Origin of the sequence: Massilia eurypsychrophila (assembly GCF_002760655.1) — a bacterium.
Taxonomy (GTDB): domain Bacteria; phylum Pseudomonadota; class Gammaproteobacteria; order Burkholderiales; family Burkholderiaceae_D; genus JAFCUW01.
Genome location: NZ_PDOC01000006.1, coordinates 283,464 through 300,312, shown reverse-complemented (window position 1 = coordinate 300,312; position 16,849 = coordinate 283,464). Strand labels below are relative to the sequence as shown.

Genomic DNA, 16,849 nt, shown 5'->3' with positions numbered 1-16,849 from the left:
GGTCAAAGAAGTACACCTCAATCCTGACGTGTCGATCAACGAAGCAACAATGCCGGCGTCGAATATGCCAGCGTTTAAAAAGGCGGCTTAGCGGCTGCTGACACGACAACTAGCTTGACAACCATCGATTGTCAGACCTGACCCCAGCGAAATGTCCGAATGTCAGACCTGACCCCAGCTCGAATGTCCGAATGTCAGACCTGACCCCGGTGTTACTGACCCCGGTGTTATATTTTTGCTGAGCCAGCATTGGCTGACCGCTCTCATACGCGTTCACGCATCCCGGCATACAATGGCGTTTGTCCGAACTGCCAGAGAGTCATCATGCATTACAAGACCATTCAAGATACGATCGGCAACACGCCGCTGGTGCAGCTGGTGCGCCTGCCGGGTGCGGACGCGGCCGCGCGCAACAACGTTATTCTTGGCAAAATGGAGGGCGACAATCCGGCCGGCTCGGTCAAGGACCGCGCCGCCATGTCGATGCTGCTGCGCGCCGAAGAACGCGGCACCATCAAGCGCGGCGACACGCTGATCGAAGCGACCAGCGGCAACACCGGCATCGCGCTGGCAATGGCCGCCGCCATCCGCGGCTACAAGATGGTGCTGCTGATGCCAGATAACCTGTCGGTCGAACGGCGCCAGAGCATGGCCGCCTACGGCGCCGAAATCATCCTGACGCCGAAGACTGGCGGCATGGAGTATGCCCGCGACATGGCCGAACAGATGCAGAAGGACGGCAAGGGCATCATCCTCGACCAGTTCGGCAACCCCGACAATCCGCGCGCCCACTATGAAGGCACCGGCCCGGAAATCTGGCGCGACACCGACGGGCGCATCACCCATTTCGTCAGCGCGATGGGCACCACCGGCACCATCATGGGCGTGTCGCAATACCTGAAAGAACAGAACGAGCAGGTCCGCATCATCGGCGCCCAGCCGGAAGAGGGCTCGTCGATACCGGGCATCCGCAAATGGCCGGAAGCCTACCTGCCGAAAATTTTCGACAAGGCGCGCGTCGACCAGGTCGAAAGCGTCAGCCAGGCGCAAGCCGAGCACATGGCCCGAAGGCTGGCGGCGGTGGAGGGAATTTTCTGCGGCATCTCGGCGGCGGGCGCCTGTGAAATCGCACTGCGGATATCGCAGACGGTGGAGAACGCAACCATCGTGTTCATCGTCTGCGACCGCGGTGATCGCTACTTGTCGACGGGCGTGTTTCCGGCCTGACATTGCTGCTGAATCAAACCAGGTCCTGTGTGGACGGACCCGGCTTGCTTGACACCCCAGGCAGTTACGCCTGTGGCTCGCCTTCTTTTGGCTTGAACTGCTTGTCGCTGATGCGGAACTTGTTGCGGCGGTCACCCATCAGGTAACGCAGGTCGCGGATCGACAGGTCGCTCACTTCGTGCATGCGGATCAGCAGCGATGCGCCAACCGGCAGGCGGTGGTGGCGGATCTTCGAAATTACCGGCGGCGCCACTTCCAGAGCGCGCGACAGCGCCGCATCATTTTTCAGACGCAGGTTTTCGATGAGCGTATCGAGCAACCGGTTAGGGTTGTACTGCAACAGATCATCTGAATCCGAATCGCTGTTCATATCAATGCCGACTTGGTTTGTCATGATTTCTATCATTCCTATTTGAGTTTGTCCTGCTGGTTCTTACACCCGGCTTCGTGCTGTGCTACCACCGCTATAATCTTTGCTGCAACTGATTTCCAGAACACTTTGGAAAATATATACACAATTGTACAACGTTTTCCAATGTAATACCTGAAAGCAATAATGATTAGAACGTTAGCAGCTATTTGCTGTTGTCGTTGTGCAACATAGCCCCAATGCAATTCTCTCACATATTCACAATATTGAAATTGTTTTCTGGGTAAAGTTAAGTGTAGGGTAATTGACTGGGAGCGGCCGCACAATTCCGGTGCGCACGCTCGACATTGTGATTTAACGGGGAGTATCTTGTTTATGTACGGAAATTTACCTAAGACAATATCCGCACATCGCGACATACTCCCCCGGGGTATCGAAGCCGGATCGCCGACGCCTGTTACAAAGTGCGCAGCGGCCCGTTACAGTTCATTACAAAGTTTCCTCTGCGATAAGGATCAGACCCCGCGCGCGGCGCGCACCGCGCGCCCCAGTTCGACGACCGACATGGCGTAGAAGTAACTACGGTTGTAGTGAGTGATAGCAAAAAAATTATCGGTCGCGAACCAATATTCTGTTGCTTCCGCGCCATTTTGCAAGTCAATCAGGCCAAACAGCATGCCTGCGGGCAGCGCTGAGGCGCTGACGACACCGGCCGCGGCCAGTTCTTCGGCGCTCGAGGTCGCCGCCAGTCCGCCTTTGCCGATGAAGCTTTCCCACGCCCGCGCAGGCGACACGTCGGCCGGGTAAGCAATCGGCCCGACCTGGCCTGGCTGCCAGCCGTGGCGCACCAGGAAATTGGCGACACTGCCGATCGCGTCCACCGCCGAGTTGCGCAGGTCGATCTGGCCGTTGCCGTCAAAGTCGACGCCGAACGCGAGTATGCTGCCCGGCATGAATTGCGGCAGGCCGACCGCGCCGGCGAACGAGCCGAGCAGCGACAGCGGGTCCATGTTCGACTGGCGCGCCAGCAGCAGCGTGTTTTCCAGCTCGCCGCGGAAAAAGCGCATGCGCGCGTCACGGTTCGGCGTCTCCGGGTAGGCGAACGCCAGGGTCGTCAGCACGTCCATCACGCGAAAGCGCCCGGTGTTGCGGCCATACACCGTCTCGACGCCGATGATGCCGACGATGATCTCTGCAGGCACGCCGTACTGCGCCTCGGCGCGCGCCAGTGCCTCGGCATTGTCGGCCCAGAACTCGACGCCGGCGTTAATGCGGATCGGCTCGATGAAGCGGTCACGGTAGGCCTGCCAGTTTTTCGGCTTGCCCGGCGGCGCCGGCTTGACCAGCTGGACCGCCGAGTCGATGTAGTTGACCTGGGCGATCAGGGCCTTCAGCGCGTCGCGCTCGAAGCCGTGCTTCGTCACCATCTCTTCTTCGAAATCGGCGACCGCTTTCCATTCGCGGAAGTTGACCTGCTCGCCTTCGTAGTCGACCTTGCGCGCGAGCGCTTTCGGCGCCGCCTTGACCGCCTTGACCGCCTTGACCGTCTTCGCTGCCGCGCTCGCCTTCGGATGGGCGCGCGGCTTGTCTTTCGTCGCCGCGGCATGCGCGACGTGGGCGCCGGCGGCGGCCGCGAGGGCCAGCACCAGCAACGGAAAACGGCGGCGCATTGAACGTAAAAAAGAAATCATCGGAATTTTATCAGCAGACTTTTCAGGGTGGCGGCCAGCCCCGGATCGGATGGCTGGGCGCCGTATTTATAGGCGCTGTAGAGGCGCAGGAATTGAGCCGCCGCGTCTTTCTGGCGCGGCTCGAGGCGGGCCGAGTCGATCCGCGCGCGATAGTCGTTGGGGCCTTCGTCGGCGGCACGCGCCAGCCCAAGCCGGCCCAGCTGCAGGCACAGCGCCGAGTATAGCGCATCGATCGGATCGTGCCGGGGCCGGTTGCGCCGCACGTGCGCGGCCACCAGCAGCGCCAGCAGCACCGCCAGCGCCGCCAGCGTCTTGACGCTGACCAGGCCGGCGGCGAACGAATCGAGCACGCCGCGCTGGCGCTCCGGCGTGTAGTTCAGCACCCACTGGTTCCAGCCATTGTTCAACGCGCTCCATTCGTAGCGCAGCTGGGTCAGCAGCGCGCTGTTGCCGGCATCGAAGTTCATCAGGTCGTCGAGCGCGCTGATGCCGAAGCGGTTCATGCGCGACGGCGCGCGCGCCAACGGCCGCTGCACCCGCTCCGGCGCCACCGCGGCGGTCGGATCGACCCGCAGCCAGCCGCGCCCGGCGACCCACACTTCGGCCCACGCATGCGCGTCCGACTGGCGCACCGTCAGGAAGCCGTCGACCGGATTGACTTCGCCGCCCTGGTAGCCGGTCACCACCCGCGCCGGCACGCCGGCGGCGCGCATCAGGAACACGAACGCGCTGGCGTAGTGCTCGCAAAAGCCGGCCTTCGTCTTGAACAGGAATTCGTCGACCGTGTGCCGTCCCAGCAGCGGCGGCTCCATCGTGTAGACGAAGGTATCCTCGCGAAAGCCGCGCAGCACCGCGCGCACGCGGTCGAACGGGTCGGCGTGGCCGCGCAGCGCCTCGCCGGCGGCCAGCGCGCGCGGATTGGCGCCGAACGGCAGCGCCAGCCAGCGCGCCGCGCCGGCCAGTTCGGCGCCGGCCTGCAGGCTGTAGCCGGGGTGCGACACGGCGTCGTAGCGCACCCGCGTGTCGATCGGATAGGCCGCCGACATCTCCTGCTCGGCCGACACCGAGCTGGCGTGGCCGGCCACCTGCGGCGGCGCGGCCGGCAGGTCGAGCGCGAACAGCCAGCGCTGCCCGCTCGGTTCGAGCGTGATCTGGTGGCGGATCGCGCGCCCGCGCATCAGCGCGCCGGCGACTGCCTGGCCGGCGCCGCGTTCGCGCGGCAGCTGGGTCCAGGTGCGCCCGTCGAACTCGCCCAGCACCAGGCCGCGCCAGTACAGCAGCGCGTGCGACGGCGGCGGGTCGATGAAGCGCACCTGGAAGGCCGTCTCGTCGGACTGCGCCAGGCTCGCCATGCTGCCCGGCGCCATGCTGTTCGACATGCCGGTGCGGCCGGACATGGCGTCGCCCGGCATGCCCCACAGCGGCCCCTGCATGCGCGGGAAGAGGAAAAACAGCAGCGCCGCCAGCGGCAGCGCGAACAGCACCGTGCGCGCGCCGAGCCACAGGCGCCGCCCCAGCGGCGGCAGCTCGCCGGTGAACTGGAACGACAGCTGGGCGGCCAGCAGCACCGCCACCGAGGCGCCCATCATCAAGGCGGTGCCGATGCCCTGGGCGTAGAAGAAGGTCGTCAGCAGCAGGAAAAAGCACAGGAACACCACCACGAACAGGTCGCGCCGCGCGCGCATCTCGAGCATCTTGAAGGCCACCAGCAGCACCAGCATGGCGACCCCGGCGTCGCGCCCCAGCAGCGTGTTGTAGGTCAGCCAGACGCCGGCCATCGACGCCGCCGCCAGCGGCAGCAGCACCAGCGACGGCGGCAGGCGCTGGCCGCGCACCGTGATCACCACGCGCCACGCCAGGGTCACCGCGCACAAGGTCGACACCCACAGCGGCAGGTGCAGCGCATGCGGCGCCAGCACCAGCAGCGCCGCCGCCAGCAGCAGCAAGGTGTCGGTCTTGTCGCGCGGCAGGCGCGCGGCGAAGCCGGCCAGCCGGCCGCCGAGCGCCGCCAGCGGGGCCGCCTTCATGGCGCCTCCGCGGCCAGGCCGTGCAGCGCCAGCGCCTGCAGGCACGCGGCCCGGTGCGCCGCGCCGATGCCGGCCTTGAAGTGGTGCGCGCCGATGCGCATCGCGTACGGCAGCGCGCGCTGTTCGGCCTGCAGCACCCAGCGCGTCATGCGCGACAGGCGCAGCTCGACGTCGATGTGCGCCGGCAGCGCGTTAAAGTCGAGCACCAGTTCGTCGCTCGCGCCGCCTTCGAAATGCTTGGTCACCAGCTGGCCGCCATAGGCGGGGTCGAGCCGGGCGATCTGGCGCCACGCCAGGCTGCGCATCGAGTCGCCCGGCTGGTAGCTGCGGATGCCGGCGAAGTCGTCGTCGCCGCCGCTGCCGCGCCCGCCCGCGCGCGCGCTGCCGCCCATCGGCAGCGGCGGCGCTTCCGGCTCCGGGAACGGATACACCAGCACCCGCAGGTCCGGCTGCCAGTAGCTCCAGGCGCGAAACAGGCCAAGCGGAAAGCGCGTCACCAGGCGCACCCGCGGCGCGCGCAGCCAGCCGCGCTGCTCGGTGGCGGTGGTCAGCTGCAGCGCCGCGCCGGCGCCGGCGGGCGCGTCGGCCAGGTAGCGCGGGCCGTCGTGGCCGGCAAAATCGACGCCGATCGCGTAGCGGTCGAGCCGCGTGCGGTTCACCAGGTGCAGCTCGAAGCGCGCTTCCTCGCCGGCGAACACGCTGGCCGCGCGCCCGGGCCGCAGGTGCAGCTGGCCGAGGTTGCGGTACGTGAGGTACATGTCGACCAGCGCGCAGCTGCCGAGCAGGAAGGTCAGGCCGAAGCCGAGGCCCAGGCTGTAGTTGGTGGCGCCCACCAGCAGCACCAGCAGCATGCCGGCATAGCCGAGCCCGGCCTTGGTCGGCAGGATGAAGACGCGGCGCCGGTGCAGGTACACTTCGCCGCTCTCGCGCTCGCGCTGCTTGAACAGCCAGCGGTTGCCGGCCCGTTCAGCCCATTGTGTCAAGCGCGCCGCCATCCAGGGTCGTCAGACCGGCACCGATTTTTGCAGTTGCAGCACCAGGTCGCGGCTGGCCAGCGCCACGCCGTGCGCCGACTTGAGCGGGCGCAGCCGGTGCGCGCAGACCGGCACCAGCACCGCCTGCACGTCTTCCGGCACCACGTGGTTGCGCCCTTCGAGCGCGGCCCACGCGCGCGCCGCCTGCAGCAGGGCGATCGCCGCGCGCGGCGACAGCCCCTCGGCAAACAGCCCGTCGCGGCGCGACGCCTGCGCCAGCGCCTGCACGTAATCGATCAGCGACGGCGAGGCATGCACCTGGCGCAGCGCCTGCTGCGCCGCGGCCAGTTCTTCCGGCTGCATCGCCGCCGGCAGCGCCTTGAGCATGCTGCGCCGGTCCTCGCCCATCAACAGCGCGCGCTCGGCGGCCGCGTCCGGGTAGCCCAGCGACAGGCACATCAGGAAGCGGTCGAGCTGCGATTCGGGCAGCGGGAACGTGCCGACCTGGTGCGCCGGGTTCTGGGTGGCGATGACGAAAAACGGCTCCGGCAGCGCGCGCGTGACGCCGTCGGCGCTGACCTGGCGTTCTTCCATCGCCTCGAGCAAGCCCGACTGCGTCTTCGGCGTGGCGCGGTTGATCTCGTCGGCCAGCAGCACCTGCGTAAAGATCGGCCCCGGATGGAACACGAAGCCATTCTTTTCGCGCTCGTAGACCGAAATGCCGGCCACGTCGGCCGGCAGCAGGTCGCTGGTGAACTGCACCCGGTTGAATTTCAAGCCGAGCGAGATGGCCAGCGCGTGCGCCAGCGTGGTCTTGCCCACGCCCGGCACGTCTTCGACTAGCAGGTGGCCGCCCGCGAGCAGGCACGTGAGCGCCTGGCGCACCTGCAAATCCTTGCCGACCACGATCTGGCTGACCTGGCGTGCCACTTCATGCATTTTGTTGAACATGTGTTGTCTTTGTTGAACTGATTAATTGGTGCCGCGCCTGCACGCCGAGCGAAACATCGGGATGGATGGTAGATTAGCGTCATTCGGACAATTTTTCATTCTTCATCACTTCGCTGTAAATGATTCTATTCGAGAACAGCAACGCGGTGCGATTTTGATGAGAACCGGCAACCTCACCCCAGGAACATGACCACAGCCATTTATAGCCATCCGGACTGCCTGCGCCACGAGATGGGCGAGTGGCACCCCGAGTCGCCGGAGCGCCTGCGCGCGATCGACGATCAGCTGATCCGCTCCGGCATCGGCAGCCTGCTCGAACGGCGCGACGCCCCGCTGGCCGAATTGCCGGCCGTGATGCGCAACCACAGCGCCGCGGCGATCGCCCTGGTGCGCGACAATTTGCCCGGCCCGGGCGAATACTATCCGCTCGACGCCGACACCCTGATCAACGAGCACAGCTACCAGGCGGCGCTGCGCGCGGCCGGCGCGGCGATGGCCGCCACCGACGCCGTGATCGCCGGCGACATCGCCAACGCCTTCTGCGCGGTGCGCCCGCCGGGCCACCACGCCCGGCCAGGCAGTCCGATGGGCTTCTGCCTGTTTAACAACGTCGCGCTGGCCGCGCTGCACGCGCTCGACTCGCACGGCCTGAAGCGGGTGGCGATCATCGACTTCGACGTCCATCACGGCAACGGCACGGCCGAATCGTTCCGCGACGATCCGCGCGTGCTGATGGCCAGTTTCTTCCAGCACCCGTTCTATCCGTACAGCGAGCCGGAACCGGAAACGGCCAACCAGGTCAACATCCCGGTGCCGGCGCACAGCAATGGCGACGTCGTGCGCAAGCTGGTGCAGGAGCACTGGCTGCCGGCGCTGCATGCGTTCAAGCCGGAGATGCTGTTCATCTCGGCTGGCTTCGACGCCCACCGCGAAGACGACCTCGGCGAAATGTGCCTGGTCGAAGCGGACTATGCCTGGATCACGCGCGAACTGATGGCCATTGCCCGCCTGTACGCGCACGGGCGCATCGTCAGTTGCCTCGAAGGCGGCTACAACCTGTCGGCGCTGGGGCGCAGCGTGGTCGCGCACGTCAAGGCGCTCGCCGAGCTGGACTAGAACAAAAACCACACCGGGCCAACGCCGCAATCGCGCGCCGTTGACTTCACCGATATCGCCGCGTAGATTTGATCTCAGCGGCCGGCCTGTTCGTTCGTTTATTTTCCCGCCCGGATTGCCGCGTCCGGGCCTTCGCAGCTTCGCCTGAGGAGAAATAAATGAACCGATTTCTGCGTCTGCTGGTGTGCCTTTCGCTGTTCTCTGTCGCCGCCATCGCCAGCGCCACCAACTACTCGCTGTGGATCAACGGCCGCGGCGCCGGCGGCGTGGTCGGCGACTACAACAACTTTGGCTACTGGGGCCCGGCCAGCACCGACGCCGGCGTCAACAAGAAGGCCGTCAACTGGGACGGCTACAACAGCATCGCGACGCAAAATGGCAAGATCCGCGACGCGCTCGACTGCTTCTGCACCGGCGCCAACTGGTGCTACATCGCCAGCCAGAGCGCCGGCGACCTGATGATCGGCTACACCTTGGCCAACTACGGCGGCTCCACCCGCATGAAGAAGAACGCGGCGCCGAATGCCGCCGGCGTGTGCGGCAACGCCGACGGCACCGCGCAGACCGGCTGGAACATCAAGTGGGTGCTGGCCGCGGCGGGCGCTGCCGGCGGCACCGAACTGGCCGATGCCGGCGCGTGGACCACCGGCGAGCCGCTGGTGCGCGACCTCAGGACCACTACCGCGCGCGCCATGTACAACCACAACAGCACGCGCTTCGTCTGGTTCTACATGTACGCCGGCGCCAGGGGCACCGCGTATTCGGGCCTGCTGCCCGGCCAGGACGACGAGGTGGTGCCATATCACAGCGCCGGCGCCGTGTCGGGCACGGCCGGCCGCGCTTATTGCAACCCGCGCGACTGGTGGTGCACCGACCTGACGATGGGCAGCGCCGTCAACGACGACGGCGTGCCGAAGTGGAGTTACCACTACGTGCTGTTCCGCGACGACCAGGAGGCGTACAGCCATTCGAATCGCGGTAACTGGGCGGGCATCGTCTCGGTCATGCGATCGACGATGGTGGTCAGTGCGCTTTAAAAAACGCCTGCTGCCGGTGCTGGCCATCGCCGCGCTGGCCATCGTCGCCTGGCTGGTGCATGGCGACGATCGCGCCGCGTCCATGCCGGCCGCGGTTCCGCTCGCCACGTCGATGGCGCGCGCGCCGCTGCCGCCCGGGCCAGTGCCGGTGGCGAGCGCGCTGCCGGCGCCCTCGCGCCGGCAGCTGCTGGCGCAAAACCTGCAGCTGGTCGAGCATACCTATTGCAGCTACCTTGCCAGCAGCAGGTATCCGCACACGTCGCGCCCCATCGCCGAGCAACCCGACCAGGTCTATCCGAACGCGCCGGTCACCGAGGCGAACCCGATGCGCCTGGAGGGCGGCGGCAGCGACCTGAAAGTGCAGATCCAGACCTCGCAGTCGCGCGTCTACATGGCCGCCGGCGAAGCGGTGGCGTTTTCGCTGCGTGCCGTCGACGCCGACGGCCGTGTGCTGCCGCTGGTTGTCACGCGCGCGCTGGCGCAAGGCATGGCGTTCAACGGCGCGCGTCCGGGCGCGCAAGTGCAGCTGGCGTTTGCCGACGACGGCACTCTCGCCGATCCGGTCGCCGGCGACGGCGCGTTTGCCGCGGTGCTGGCGCCGAACCAGAGCGCGCTGGCCAGCTTCAACGGCACCATCCGCACCGACGTGCGCTTCACCGTGGCCGGGCGCGCCGGCGCGGTCATGTTCGATATCATCTATTCGCCCGAACTGCCGGCCACCTGGAGCGGCCAGGTGCGCGAGGCGGTCGAAGACGGCTCGCTCAATTTCTACCTGACCGCCGACGTACGGCGCGCCGGCCGTTACGTCGTCACCGGCCGCGTCGACGACGCCAATGGCCGCCCGTTCGCGCTGGCCACCTTCAACGACGTGCTGGCTGCGGGGCAGCGCGAGGTGCGCCTGACCACGTTCGGCAAGCTGCTGCGCGACGGCCAGCCGGCGCTGCCGCTGACCTTGCGCGACGTCGACGGCTACCTGCTCAAGGAAGACGCCGATCCGGACCGCGCCTTGATGCCGCGCCTCGAAGGCCGCGCCTTCGTCGGCAAGCCGCACCCGCTGACGGCGTTTTCCGACGCCGAATGGCAAAGCGAGGAGCGCAGCCGCTACCTGGCCGAATTCGGCAAGGACCTGCGCCAGGCGCGTCAGGCGCTCGCCGCTGCCGATCCCGCCGCGCCGCTGCCGCCAGGCGCGTGCACCGAAGCGGCGGCGAACCAGCCCTAAGGTCGCGCGGTCGGCCACGCGTTGGTCAACTTCGGCATGTGCACGCGCGAGGTCAGGAGCGCCACGCCGGCTGCGGGCGGCCAGTGCGGCAACGCCGGCGGCACGCCGAGCGGCTGGACCATCGAGTGGGTGAGGGGCGGCCGGCGCGGTGGGCGCTCGGAACTGTCCGATGCCGGCAGCTCGAGCGCCGGCGCGCCGCTGGTGCGCGGCCTGCGACGCACGGCTACCGTGCACGACATGTAACACCGTAGCGGCGGGGCCGCTGCGGCTCGGCTAGCTGCCGTTCGTTTCCGGCCGCGGTTCGGCGTTGAGCGCAGCGCGCTTTTCGACATCGGTCATGCGCTTGCCCTTGACGACGACAACCTGCACCGGCTGCGGCGCGGTGGCGCGCGCGGCTGGCTGTGCCGGCGTGACCGGGCGCTGCGGCATGAGCGCGATGCCCACTGCCGCGAGCAGTACAACGCCGAAAATGAATTTCATATGTTTCAGTGCGTTCATGGCTTGACCCTCCGTTGGTGGGTCTATTGTTCTTCTTTCCGTAAGCCAACTTGTTGTGGCGGATCAATCTCCCGATGGCGGTGCACGAAAATCGATTCGCGCCCGGAACGGTGCGAACCCGTAAAATAGCGCCATTATTCGAGAATTTGAAAGCACAGCATGTCGATACAATGGTACCCGGGCCACATGAACGCCGCCCGCAAGAAGGCGGCCGAGCAGATGGAGAACACCGACCTGGTCATCGAGGTGCTGGATGCGCGCCTGCCCGAGGCGAGCTGCAATCCGATGGTTGAAGAGCTGCGCCTGTTCCGCCAGCGTCCCTGCCTGAAGATCCTCAACAAGGTCGACCTTGCCGATCCGGTGGCGACCGCTGCGTGGAGCGCCTGGTACGACGCCCAGGAAGGCGTCACCGCCTATCCGATGACGACCAAGAAGCCGGCCGACGTCGCCCGCATTCCCGACCTGTGCCTGTCGCTGGCGCCGCACCGGGGCGTGCCGACCAAGCCGCTGCGCATCATGATCATGGGCATTCCCAACGTTGGCAAATCGACCTTGATGAATGCGCTGCTGAAGAAAAAAGTGGCGAAAGTGGGCGACGAGCCGGCCGTGACGAAGATGCAGCAGAAGCTCTACCTTGGCAAGAACATCATCCTGGTCGACACGCCCGGCATGCTGTGGCCGAAGATCGCGCTCGCCAGCGACGGCCTGATGCTTGCCGCCAGCCACGCGATCGGTTCAAACGCGCTGATCGAAGACGAGGTGGCGGTCTACCTGGCCGACGTGCTGCTGGCGCGCTATCCGCACCTGCTGACGGCGCGCTACGGTTTTGCGACCGAGGGCATCGACGGCATCTCGGTGGTCGAAGGCGTGGCGGCGCGGCGCGGCTACCGGCAGAAGGGTGGCGACCTCGATTTCGAGAAAGCGGCGCACACCTTCCTGCAGGATTACCGCACCGGCGTGCTGGGCCGGATCAGCCTGGAAACGCCGGAAACGCGCACCAGGGCGCTGGCCGAGCATGCCGCCATGATGGCCGAGAAGGCGGCGAAAGCTGCGGCGATCGCCGCCGAAAAAGCGGCCAATTCCGCGCGCGGCAAACGCGGCACCTAACACCGTCCGCCACAGCGGCACAACGCGCCATTTGTTGCTCTCCCCCCGGGGTCAGTGCCCACCCGGGGTCTGACCACCCGGGGTCAGTGCCGGCAATCGCACACGGCCTCATCCATGATTGGTGCTGCCGGTCCTCAGTACAGTCCAGCTTGTGTCCGTTTGCCGGCACTGACCCCGGTCGCTGCCCCCGGTCGCCAACACCGTCCGCCACAGCGGCACAACGTGACGTTTGTTCCTCTCCACCCGGAGTCAGTGCCGGGCAATCGCACACGGCCTCATCCGTCCACCGGGCCCCGCGTTCGGGCCGGCAATCGCACACCGCCTCATCCACCAATCGGGGTGCTGCCTATCCGGAGCACAGTCCAGCTCGTGTGCGTTTGCCGTCACTGACCCCAGTCGTTTTGCGGCACTGACCCCGGTTGTTTTGCCGTGCGATTTCGCCATGCGCGCTATTGGGTCGCCGCGGCCCCGAACCGGAAACTCGACACCGCCAGATTGCCGAAGAAATCGTCTTCGTGATACACGCAGCTGGCCGCCTCGCCGTCGGCCGCGCCGAGCGCCACCATCAGCGGCACCAGGTGGTCTTCGCGCGGATGGGCAATGCGCGCATACGGCGCCTCGCTCTAGTGCAGCATGGCGACGCTGCGCTCGGCCGGCGTCAGCTTGAGCAGCACGTGCTGCAGCCACGCGTCGAAGGCATGTGACGCCTGCTTGCCGCCCGGCCCGAACTGGCGCAAGTTGTGAAAACTGAGCCCGCTACCGATGATGAGCACGCCCTCGTCACGCAGCGGCGACAGCGCGCGGCCGATGTCGATGTGGGTCTGCGGATCGTAGCCGTGCCGGATCGACAACTGCACCACCGGCATGTCGGCCGCCGGATACACCGGGTACAGCATCGAAAACGTGCCGTGATCGAAGCCGCGCAGCGGATCCTGCGTCACCGCGTGGCCGCCCGCCGCGGCCAGCTGCACCACCCGCTGCGCCAGCTGCGGCGAACCGGGCGCCGGATACTGCACCTGGTAAGTGTGCGGCGGGAAGCCGCCGTAATCGTAGATCATCCCGGGCGCCTCGCTAGAGGACACCATGAACTCGTCCTCTTCCCAGTGGCTGCTGACCAGCAGCACCGCCTTCGGCCGCGCGCCGACCTGGCGCGGGATGTCGGCCAGCGACCGCTCCAGCTGGTCGTAGGTGGCGCCGTACTGGTCCTTCATGAACGGCCATGGACCACCGCCGTGAGAGACGAAATAGGTGGGCAGGCGATTTGTCATGACAGACTCCTTGGAAAAGGGGTAAGCTTAGATTGTACTAGTTAGGACTAATCTTTGCACGGCCGCGAACGGCAATGCAACAACGGCAATTTCGCTGGGTGACCCTTGTTACGTTTATAATGACCCCGTTTTGGTGCCCGCAGGCGTGATCTCGCCTGCAGTTAAACGGGAAACGCCACGCTGCCGCGCCGGCTTTGACGGCGCAGCGGCCCAAGGTGTGCTGCCCCCGCAACGGTAAACAAGCGTCGCCCCTGGCGACTGGCTGTCTCGAACACCACGGTGCCAATGGCATCGGAAGGTGAGACGGTCTGACTTGCGAGCCCGGATACCGGCCAGGACAGGTGGGAGCGCCGGCGCAGCCGCGGGCGTCTTCCGTTGAATCCGGCTTGCGGGGACGCACGGCTGGAGACTTTTTTCCGAAAACCGACACCATGACTTTCTCCGCACCGCGCAGCGTAACCGCTTTGCATCCGCTCGCCCTCGTCTCCGCTATTTCGCTGGCGTTCTCCGTCACCCCATCCGTCCAGGCCCAGGATGTCGGCATGCCCCAGGTGCTCGTCACCGGCGCGCGCTTTGCCAGCGCGCCTGAACTGGCGCCGATCGGCGCCACCGTCATCAGCGCAGACGACATCCGCCGCGCCGGCGTGGCCGACGTCAACCAGGCGATCCGCAAGATCGGCGGCGTCTACGGTCGCCAGAGCCTCGACTCGAGCCCCGACTTTTCGCTCGACCTGCGCGGCTTCGGCTCGAACGGCAGCCAGAACATGGTCGTCATGCTCGACGGCGTGCGCATGAGCGACAACGAATTGAGCGGCCCGGTGCTGTCGACCATTCCGATCGAGACGATCGAACGCATCGAGATCATCCGCGGCGGCAGCAGCGTGCTGTACGGCGAAGGCGCCACCGGCGGCGTCATCAACATCATCACCCGCCGCGCCGGCACGCCAGGCACGCGCGGCTCGGTGCGCGCCGAAGCGGGCCAGTTCAGCCAGCACGATGTGCGCGCCTCGGTCGCGCGCACCTGGAACGGCGGCGCCTTCGACGCCGCCATCGGCAACCAGGGCACCGACAACTACCGCGCCAACAACGACTTCCGCCAGAGCGCCATTTCGGCCGGCGCCCAGTGGAACCTCGGCACCGGCAAAGCCGGCGTGCGGGTCGACAGCGCGCGCGCCAAATCGCGCCTGCCAGGTTCGCTGACCCAGGCGCAGTTCGAAGCCAATCCGCGGCAGAGCCTCACGCCAGGCGACTACGGCTCGCTCGACACCGACCGCGTCAGCGCCTACATCGACCAGCGCATCGGCGGCGTCGAACTGGCCGCCGAACTGTCGCACCGCCAGAAAACCGTCAAGGCCTATTACGCCGCCTTTGATTCAAGGCTCGCCTACGACAGCGAGCAGACCCAGTTTTCGCCGCGCGTTCGCCACCTGTCGCAGTACAGCGGCATGCTCAATGAACTGATCGGCGGGATCGACCTGATTCGCTGGAACCGCGTCACCGCCTCCGATTTCTCGAAGGCCGACGCCAGCCAGTCGTCGAAGGCGATCTACCTGCGCGACGAAATCCGCTGGAGCGCCGCCCACAACGGCCGCTTCTCGCTCGGCGCGCGCCACGAGGTATTTGACAAGGATTACGCCGATCCGCTCGGCTTCCCGCCGGTGGACGAGAGCAGCTCGCAGTCGCAGAACGCCTGGGAAGCGCAAGGCAGCTACGACCTGCAGCCGGGCGTCAAGCTGCACGCCAAGGCCGGCCAGAGCTACCGCATGGCCAACGCCGACGAGAACAGCTACCGCGCCTCGACGGGCGTGCTCAAGGCGCAGACCTCGAAGGACCTGGAACTGGGCGTCACCTTCGGCGGCGTGCGCAGCCAGATGAGCGTGCGCGCCTTCCGCCACCGCCTCGACAACGAGATCTTCTTCGACCCGACGATCGGCTTCGGCACCAACGCCAACCTCGATCCGACCGAGCGCCGCGGATTCGAGATCGATGGCGATGCTCGCCTGGCCGCCGGCTGGCGCATCAGCGGCCACCTGCAGCACGTCAAGGCCAGCTTTACCGCCGGCCCGAACGCCGGCCGCGAGATGGTGCTGGTGCCGAAAAACACGCTGTCGACCCGCCTGACGTGGGCGCCGGCCGGCGGCCACAGCGCCGACGTCGGCATCCAGTGGGTCGACAGCCAACGGTACGGCAGCGACTTCACCAACGCCTGCGGCGCCCGCATTCCCGCACATACCACCATCGATGCGCGCTATGCGCGTACTATTGGTCCATGGGAATTCGCCGTGTCCGGTCAGAACCTGGCCGACAAGCAGTATTACAGCAACGCGTTCGGCTGCCGCTCCGGGATCTATCCGGGCGATGGCCGCCAGATCAAGCTTTCGGCACGCTATGATTTTTAAACGCTTCATTGCCGCACTTTGCCTGGCGCTGCCTGCCGGCGCCAGCTTCGCCGACATCACTGTCGTCGACGACGCCGGCGTGCGCGTCACGCTGGCGGCGCCGGCGCAGCGCATCATTTCGATGGCGCCGCACATCACCGAGCTGCTGTTTGCCGCCGGCGGCGGCGAGCGCATCGTCGGCGCCATCAACTTCAGCGACTATCCGGAAGCGGCGAAAAAGATCCCGCTGGTGGGCAGCAACGCCCAGATCGACATGGAGCGGGTGATTGCCCTGAAACCGGACTTGCTGATCGTCTGGCAAAGTGGCAACACCGGGCGCCAGCTCGAGCAACTCGGCAAGCTCGGCATTCCGGTGTTCCAGAGCGAGCCGACTCGCATCGACCAGGTCGCCGACAGCCTGACGCGCCTGGGCCGCCTGCTTGGCACCGAGAAGCTGGCGGCGGTGGCGGCGGCGCGCTTTCGCGCCGACGTCGCCGTGCTCGGCGCGCGCTACGGCAAGCGCGCGCCGGTGCGGGTGTTCTACCAGATCTGGGACAAGCCGGTGTACACCCTGAGCGGCAAGCACATCGTCTCCGATGCAATTGCCCTGTGCGGCGGCACCAACGTCTTTGCCGGCCTGAAAGTGGTGGCGCCGTCGGTCAGCGTCGAGGCGGTGCTGCAGGAAAATCCGGAGGCCATCTTCGGCAGCGAGCAGTACGATCCGGGCGAGGCCGGCATCGGCATCTGGAAGCCGTACCGCAGCATGCTCGCCGTCGAGCGCGGCAACCTGTTTCGCATCGAAGGCGAATTGCTGACCCGGCCCGGCCCGCGCGTCGCCCAGGGCGTGGCCCAGTTATGCGAAAAGATTGACCTGGCGCGTCAACGGCGCAAGTAAGCTAGCGTTAAACACGTAAGCATTTGCAATAATCGCTCCGCCAGCGCGAGCGTTCGCCGAAAAAGTGGTAATCTCGCGGCGTTCGCCTAAC

General features: G+C 66.5%; 14 protein-coding genes, 1 pseudogene and 1 riboswitch. Of the genes and pseudogenes, 8 read left to right on the top strand and 7 right to left on the bottom strand.

Translation table 11 applies throughout. The features are described from left to right. Positions 1–324: 324 nt before the first annotated feature. Positions 325–1,227: a cysteine synthase CysM gene (gene cysM, locus CR105_RS13085; protein WP_099788885.1), complete on the top strand. Its 903-nt coding sequence runs from the start codon at positions 325–327 to the stop codon at positions 1,225–1,227. A gap of 64 nt (positions 1,228–1,291) precedes the next feature. Here cysM and CR105_RS13080 read toward each other — a convergent pair whose 3' ends face one another. The 5 genes from CR105_RS13080 to CR105_RS13060 all read right to left on the bottom strand — a co-directional run bounded on the left by CR105_RS13080 (position 1,292) and on the right by CR105_RS13060 (position 7,240). Continuing rightward, on the bottom strand, positions 1,292–1,597 hold the full coding sequence (locus tag CR105_RS13080; protein WP_229413917.1) for a hypothetical protein: 306 nt from the start codon (positions 1,595–1,597) through the stop codon (positions 1,292–1,294). A gap of 515 nt (positions 1,598–2,112) precedes the next feature. Beyond that, positions 2,113–3,288, bottom strand: coding sequence for a lytic murein transglycosylase B (mltB, locus tag CR105_RS13075; protein WP_229413916.1), 1,176 nt, complete (start codon positions 3,286–3,288; stop codon positions 2,113–2,115). Next, complete coding sequence (locus CR105_RS13070; protein WP_099788883.1) at positions 3,285–5,315, bottom strand: transglutaminase TgpA family protein; 2,031 nt, start codon at positions 5,313–5,315, stop codon at positions 3,285–3,287. Before CR105_RS13070 ends, mltB begins: the two co-directional genes overlap by 4 nt. Beyond that, positions 5,312–6,310, bottom strand: coding sequence for a DUF58 domain-containing protein (locus tag CR105_RS13065; RefSeq protein WP_099788882.1), 999 nt, complete (start codon positions 6,308–6,310; stop codon positions 5,312–5,314). Before CR105_RS13065 ends, CR105_RS13070 begins: the two co-directional genes overlap by 4 nt. Positions 6,311–6,319: 9 nt before the next feature. Then, entirely contained in the window at positions 6,320–7,240 is a 921-nt protein-coding gene (locus tag CR105_RS13060; RefSeq protein WP_099788881.1) for an AAA family ATPase, read from the bottom strand. Between the two features lie 186 nt (positions 7,241–7,426). Here CR105_RS13060 and CR105_RS13055 point away from each other — a divergent pair, with 186 nt between their 5' ends. From CR105_RS13055 to CR105_RS13040, 4 genes are all read left to right on the top strand, one after another. Beyond that, positions 7,427–8,356 (top strand): histone deacetylase family protein, encoded by a 930-nt coding sequence (locus CR105_RS13055; RefSeq protein WP_099788880.1) that lies wholly within the window; start codon positions 7,427–7,429, stop codon positions 8,354–8,356. Between the two features lie 158 nt (positions 8,357–8,514). Further along, positions 8,515–9,393, top strand: a complete 879-nt coding sequence (locus tag CR105_RS13050) for a hypothetical protein (protein WP_099788879.1) — start codon at positions 8,515–8,517, stop codon at positions 9,391–9,393. Beyond that, entirely contained in the window at positions 9,383–10,612 is a 1,230-nt protein-coding gene (locus CR105_RS13045) for a hypothetical protein (RefSeq protein ID WP_099788878.1), read from the top strand. The genes CR105_RS13050 and CR105_RS13045 overlap by 11 nt, the downstream gene beginning before the upstream one ends. 36 nt (positions 10,613–10,648) lie before the next feature. Then, positions 10,649–10,855, top strand: coding sequence for a hypothetical protein (locus CR105_RS13040; protein WP_131021746.1), 207 nt, complete (start codon positions 10,649–10,651; stop codon positions 10,853–10,855). Between the two features lie 30 nt (positions 10,856–10,885). On the opposite strand, the gene CR105_RS13035 is transcribed toward CR105_RS13040, so the two are convergent. Further along, positions 10,886–11,110: a hypothetical protein gene (locus CR105_RS13035; RefSeq protein WP_131021747.1), complete on the bottom strand. Its 225-nt coding sequence runs from the start codon at positions 11,108–11,110 to the stop codon at positions 10,886–10,888. 186 nt (positions 11,111–11,296) lie between these two features. On the opposite strand from CR105_RS13035, the gene ylqF reads away from it, so the two are divergent. Further along, positions 11,297–12,217 (top strand): ribosome biogenesis GTPase YlqF, encoded by a 921-nt coding sequence (gene ylqF, locus CR105_RS13030; RefSeq protein ID WP_229413922.1) that lies wholly within the window; start codon positions 11,297–11,299, stop codon positions 12,215–12,217. A gap of 449 nt (positions 12,218–12,666) precedes the next feature. Here ylqF and CR105_RS13025 read toward each other — a convergent pair. Beyond that, positions 12,667–13,485: pseudogene (locus CR105_RS13025) on the bottom strand (DODA-type extradiol aromatic ring-opening family dioxygenase). A gap of 114 nt (positions 13,486–13,599) precedes the next feature. Next, a riboswitch (cobalamin riboswitch) is annotated at positions 13,600–13,836 on the top strand. An 80-nt stretch (positions 13,837–13,916) separates the two neighbouring features. Between CR105_RS13025 and CR105_RS13020 the strand changes: the two are divergent. Beyond that, entirely contained in the window at positions 13,917–15,884 is a 1,968-nt protein-coding gene (locus CR105_RS13020; protein ID WP_099788874.1) for a TonB-dependent receptor domain-containing protein, read from the top strand. Continuing rightward, the gene (locus CR105_RS13015; RefSeq protein ID WP_099788873.1) at positions 15,874–16,758 is read left to right on the top strand and encodes a cobalamin-binding protein; all 885 of its coding nucleotides are present in this window, start codon (positions 15,874–15,876) and stop codon (positions 16,756–16,758) included. Before CR105_RS13020 ends, CR105_RS13015 begins: the two co-directional genes overlap by 11 nt. The last annotated feature ends 91 nt before the right edge of the window (positions 16,759–16,849 follow it).